Source organism: Kribbella turkmenica (assembly GCF_004348725.1).
Taxonomy (GTDB): domain Bacteria; phylum Actinomycetota; class Actinomycetes; order Propionibacteriales; family Kribbellaceae; genus Kribbella; species Kribbella turkmenica.
In genome coordinates this window covers 1-4,291 of record NZ_SMKR01000286.1, presented here as the reverse complement: position 1 = coordinate 4,291, position 4,291 = coordinate 1, and the positions used below count along the sequence as shown (strand labels likewise).

The 4,291-nt window shown below is 65.8% G+C and carries 3 protein-coding genes; all 3 read left to right on the top strand.

Features of this window, described 5'->3' with window-relative positions; all coding sequences use genetic code 11:
• Nucleotides 1–315: 315 nt before the first annotated feature.
• Nucleotides 316–1,725, top strand: coding sequence for an FAD-binding oxidoreductase (locus tag E1218_RS35035; protein WP_132327330.1), 1,410 nt, complete (start codon nucleotides 316–318; stop codon nucleotides 1,723–1,725).
• 131 nt (nucleotides 1,726–1,856) lie between these two features.
• A complete protein-coding gene (locus tag E1218_RS35030) occupies nucleotides 1,857–2,723 on the top strand; it encodes a YhfZ family protein (RefSeq protein ID WP_233712681.1) in 867 nt (288 codons plus the stop codon).
• Nucleotides 2,724–3,559: 836 nt separating this feature from the next.
• A complete protein-coding gene (locus E1218_RS35025; protein ID WP_132327328.1) occupies nucleotides 3,560–4,027 on the top strand; it encodes a hypothetical protein in 468 nt (155 codons plus the stop codon).
• The last annotated feature ends 264 nt before the right edge of the window (nucleotides 4,028–4,291 follow it).

Here is a 4,291-nt window from a genome sequence, read left to right as displayed (position 1 = left end):
CCCCGCACCGTTGTCGCCCATCAGGGCGACCACTTCCGCGCGCTTGACTTCCAGGCTGGCGCCGCGCAACGCCTCGACGGCGCCGAAGCTCTTCACCACGCCGTCGGCTCTCAGGAGGGCCTGCTCCATCGGCTACATCCTTTGCATTCAGATTTCTGAATCTTGTTGGAGAGTAGGAGTGGCAGCAAGCCAGTGTCAACACCCAACGCCGACGCGACATTCGGGCCCTCGTGAGTCACGTGGCGCTCACTCGGTTGACAGTTACGTTCAGAAGTTTGAATACTTCACTTCACGCGATGCAGAGGAGTGAGCGCAATGTGCGAAGTACGAACCCTGATCACGCGGCTGCGCGAGAAGCTCGCCGAGGACGCGGTCCTCGAAGAGGCCGACGTGCTCGACGACTACAGTCACGACAGCTGGCCGGTCGCCACGGTCTGGTCGAAACTCGGTCAGCATCCTCACCGTCCGGACGTCGTTGTCCGCGTGGACAGTGCCGCCCAGGTGGCCCTAGTGCTCGAGGAAGCCACAGACCTCGGCCTGGCCGTCACCCCCAGAGGACTCGGTTCGTCGGTGACGGGACAGCCGCTGCCGACTCGAGGCGGGATCGTCCTCGACCTGTCCGCCCTGGTCGGGCCGCCGGTCCTGCACGAGCTGGATCGAACCGTGACCGTGCCGGCCGGGGTTCGCGGGAGCGACCTGGAGGCCTGGCTCAATCAGCGTGGCCTGACCCTCAACCACTTTCCGCAGTCTCTTGCTCGCTCCACCGTCGGGGGCTGGATCGCGACCCGCGCAACCGGGCAGTTCTCCTCACGGTACGGCGGCATCGAGGACCTCGTAACCGCCTTCACCGCCGTACTCGCGGACGGCACGGTGTGTCAGGTCGGCCAGCGGCCGCGCGCCGCCATGGGCCCTGACCTGAAGCAGTTGTTCATCGGGTCCGAGGGCACTCTCGGCATCGTCACGGACGTCACTCTGAAGGTGTTCGCCGTCCCCGAAACGACATTGGTCGAGGCGTTCACCGTGCCTGACGTCGACCGCGGCGTGACCGCGATGCGCGAACTGATCCAGGCCGGTCTCCGCCCCCACCTGCTCCGGTTCTACGACGCCGATGAAGCCCGCCACGCGCTCGGCACCGCCGACCGCGGTCTGCCCGCGCTGTTCGTCGGTCACCACGGCCACACCGAGCTGACGCGGGTCGAGCACGTGGCCGTCACCCGGTTGCTCGTCCAGCATGGCGCGGTGAGTCTTGGCCCCAGCCCCGTCGAAGCGTGGCTGGCCCGGCGGTTCGACTTCTCCACCGTCGAGAAACTGCTAGCGCAGCCCGGTGGTTATGCGGAAACCATTGAGGTGGCGAACCTGTGGAGCCGGATTGTTCCCATGTATCTCGAACTGAAGGAACAGCTACAACCCTTGGCCGACGAAGTCCTGGGCCACTTCTCCCACGTGTACGACCAAGGATCCTCGCTGTACGTGATCCTGCTCGGCCAGGCCGACGACGACACCGAGGCGCTGACCCGGTTGGAAGAGATCTGGCGCCGGGCGATGGAGGTCGTGGTCCGCCACAATGGTGAGGTGTCGCACCACCACGGCGGCGGACTTGCCCGCCAGCCCTGGGCCCGGCAGTCTCTCGGCAGCGGACACGTGCTGCTGCAGCGAGTCAAGGACGCGCTGGACCCGCAGCACACTCTCAATCCGGGCAAGCTCGGGCTGGGCCTGACCGCGTGACACGGTCGGCCGCTGCCAAGGACTCTGCCACGATAGTGTCCATGTCGAGCACCCCGAGTCGACGAACCGCTGCGCCCAGCGTTCGAGAGGCCCTCGCCCGCCTGCTCCTGACTAGGGAGCTCGGACAACGGATGCCGCCTGTCCAGGAATTGCAGGACCTCATCGGCGCAGGCGCGGGCACAGTGGTGAAGGCCCTGCGCCAGCTTCAAAGCGCCGAGGCCGTCGGCCTGGACAGCCGCGGTCGATCCGGCACGGTCATCACCTCTCGCCACGTGGGACGATTGTGGGAGTACGCCGGACTCGGAAACCTGCACGTCGCGATGCCGCCGCCTGGACCACTCGAGCAGCAAGCAATCGCCGCAGTACTGCAGGAGGGCCTGGCTCGCCTCGGCATTCCCATGGTGGTCGACTTCGGAAGCGGCTCGCGAGACCGGCTCGCCGCCGTGTTCCACGAGCGCGCTCAGGTAGCCGTCACATCACTCGCCGCCTTCCACCACCACAGCAAGGACATGGGCGGACTCATTCCGCTCGACCTCGGTACAGGCACCTACTACGCGCCCGACAGCCTCGTCATCGTCGAACGCGCTGAATCGAGCAAGAACGCAGGCCCTCGTCGCGTGGGAATCGACAACCGATCCTTCGACCACGAACAGCTCACGCACGCGGAGTTCGACCCGCTCACCCCCGAGTACGTCGACTGCGCCTTCTACCGAGCTCCCGCCGCAGTCCTCGCCGGCGACATCGACGCAGCCGTCTGGCACGAACTCCCCACCGTGATCCCGCCACGCCTGGCCGGCCTCCGACTACGCCGGCTCGGACCCGAGGCCATTGAACGCACCGCCGGCATCACCAACGCAGCGCTCATCACCCGCGCACTCGACGCACCGGTTAACGCCGCCATCCGAACCGTCCGCATCGCCGAGGTGGCTCCGCGCCAACGAGCCCTCGCAGCCCAAGACGCCAGCCATGGCGACGGCCCCGCGTTCTGGCCTCGCTAAACCTCCAAGCGGCACCGGCATCCACCGATATTTCGGGCACCGGCTCAGGTACCGGTCGCACCTGTGTGCCCAGTACGAGACTCAGGGAACCACTCCACGGCGATGTCGGCGCCCCGGAGTGAGGTTCTCGATGCAGAGCCCCAAGCAGTCAAGACATGCTCAAAGCCTGAATGACTGTGCATACCGACCCACAGTTCATCAACCAGTACTCTCGCCGCCAGAGAGGCCGGCTCCTGATGAGGCAGATATGCAACTGCCCGGGCTCCCGCAGCTTGAACCTCGTAGCTGGCAGCTCCCCGCACACCTCTTTAGGCACCTGAATCAGCGCGAGAAGGATGGTGAGCGATGAGAAACGATGTGCACGAGAGCACCCCTAGTCCCCCTGCCAGTAAGAGCTTTCGCTCATCATCGACAAACGGTGAGCAGCCTCAGCTGGAATTCAGCGGGTTCGGGTTCGGGGTTCGAGTCCCTGGCGGCGCACAACAGCCCAGGTCAGAGCGCTGACCAGGGCTTCTTCATGTTCCCAGGTCACCTTCTATTCGACCTTTCAGCCACGCATTTCGGGGTGGCTCGGCCCTGCGCCCTTCAGATCATCATGACTGTGCGTCACGTCACATCGGCGCGCCATGTCACCGAATCCGCCGAGCTCAAATGCCGGCCACGCGTTGAACAGGCAACGCTCACACCGGTCGGAGGCAAGACATGCCGAGGCCACCACCGCCCATCGGAACCTGGGGAGAGATCTCCACCAGGGCCACCAAGACCAACAAGAACGGCAACCCCTCAAACACCTGGCCCATGCCAAGTTCCGTGACCACGACGGCAAGGTCCGCGCCGTGACCGCCGTCGGCACGACCAAGTCCGCCGCGCGGACCGCCCTGCTCACCAATCTGCAGAACCGAGCCAGAACCAACCACTCCGCCGAGCTCACGACGAACCACAAGGTCAACCACCTCCTCCACCTCTGGAAGAAGAGGTTCGAAGGTCTGGTGGTCGATCGCCGACCTCCTTGGACATTTACCGCCGCGCCCTCAAGAACCACGTCCGCCCAGCCCTCGGCGAACTCCACATCGGCGAAGCCACCACCCCGCGTTGACACCGTCCTCACCACGATCAAGGACCACACTGGCGCCTCGACCGCCAAAACCTGCCGCGCCGTCATCTCCGGCGCCATGAAACTCGCCGTCCGCTATGGCGCCGCCAACGTCAACCCCGCCCGCGAAGTCGACCCCATCGAAGCCAACCCAAGAACCCACCCCGAGCCCTTACCACCGACGAAGTCACCCTCCTGCACGAAAGCCTGACCGCCGACGAACACGCCATCGAGGCCGACCTCCCCAACCTCGTCACCTTGATGCTTGCCACCGGCGTCCGGATCGGCGAAGCCCCCGCCGTCCTCTGGCACCGAATCGACCTCGAAGCCGGCACCGCCGAAATCACCCACACGATCGCCCGTCCCACAGGCGAGGACTCCTCCGCAAGGCCACCAAACCAGGACCGGCGAACGCACCCTCAGCCTCCCCAGCTGGGCCGCCGCCATGCTCCGTGCCCGCCACACCGCCAGCACC